Here is a 1,076-nt window from a genome sequence, read left to right as displayed (position 1 = left end):
TCCCGATCCGGAGCTGAAATGTTGGATGCCGATGCCTTTGGCCAATGTCGGCCAGAGCTCGCTGCCCTCCCCATGGGAAGGCGACGATATTCTCCAGCTCGATGGATCCGGGATCTAGCGCGATTGCCGCGCATCCCGAAACCATAACACATGGATTGGCACAGCCACGGCCATGTCTTATCCGTGGCTCGCGTCGTTGGGCACCAGCGGCTCCACATCCTTGACCTTGGCGCGGTGGAAAATGAACAGCCCTGCCAGTACGATCACGGCAGCGCCAATCAACGTCTGTCGATCGGGAAACTCGCCGAAAAACATCCAGCCGAAGATGATCGCCCACAGCAGCAACGTGTACTGAAGCGGGGCCAGCAGCGAGGCAGGTGCAAGCTTCAGCGAGCGGGTAATCATCAGATGCGCGGAGCACGACACCACGCCGAGCAGTAGTAGCGCCAGCAACTGGCTTGTGCTGAAAGCGCTCCAGCTCCCGACGCTAAGCACCGCCCCGACAGCGAGACATCCAAGCGTCTGCAACGTAACCAGCGTGGCGTCAGGCGTGGATCGCAGGACACGACCAAGCACCAGTGTCAACGAGAAGGAAATGCTGCCGACGAGACCGAACATCGAGGGCCAGGACAACATCGCAGAAGATGGACGCAGCGCGATGACGACGCCGATGAAGCCGATCAGCACCGCCAGCCAGCGCCGCCAGCCGATCCGTTCGCCAAGCAGGAAATGCGATAGAGCAGCGACGTAGATCGGACCGGCCATGTAGAAGGTCATGACGTCGGCCAGCGGAAGATAGGCGACGGCGGCATAAAATAGCCCGGTGTCAGCGGTAGCGAGGATGACGCGCGCGAGCTGCCATTGCGGCTTCTCCACCCTATAGAGTGCCGCGACCGGTTGGCGCGACAACATCGGCCCGAGCACGAAAAACGCGCCGAGCGAGCGAACCAGCAGAACCTGACCGACCGAAAAGCTGGCCACGAGCCATTTGCCCATAGCGTCGTTAAGGGCGAACATGAAGTCGCCGACGAGCATCAATGCGATACCAACCAACACGGCGTTTCCGCCCGCGACAA

The 1,076-nt window shown here is 60.9% G+C and carries 1 protein-coding gene; it reads right to left on the bottom strand.

The window, feature by feature from the left end; genetic code table 11:
• Positions 1-177 precede the first annotated feature (177 nt).
• Positions 178-1,056, bottom strand: coding sequence for a DMT family transporter (locus B3605_RS16495; RefSeq protein ID WP_296435165.1), 879 nt, complete (start codon positions 1,054-1,056; stop codon positions 178-180).
• Between the last annotated feature and the right edge of the window lie 20 nt (positions 1,057-1,076).

The sequence above is a fragment of the Rhizobium sp. UBA1881 genome, assembly GCF_002338015.1.
Classification (GTDB): domain Bacteria; phylum Pseudomonadota; class Alphaproteobacteria; order Rhizobiales; family Rhizobiaceae; genus Rhizobium.
Note: the sequence above shows the minus strand (reverse complement) of the source record. Positions and strands in the feature narration are given on the sequence as shown.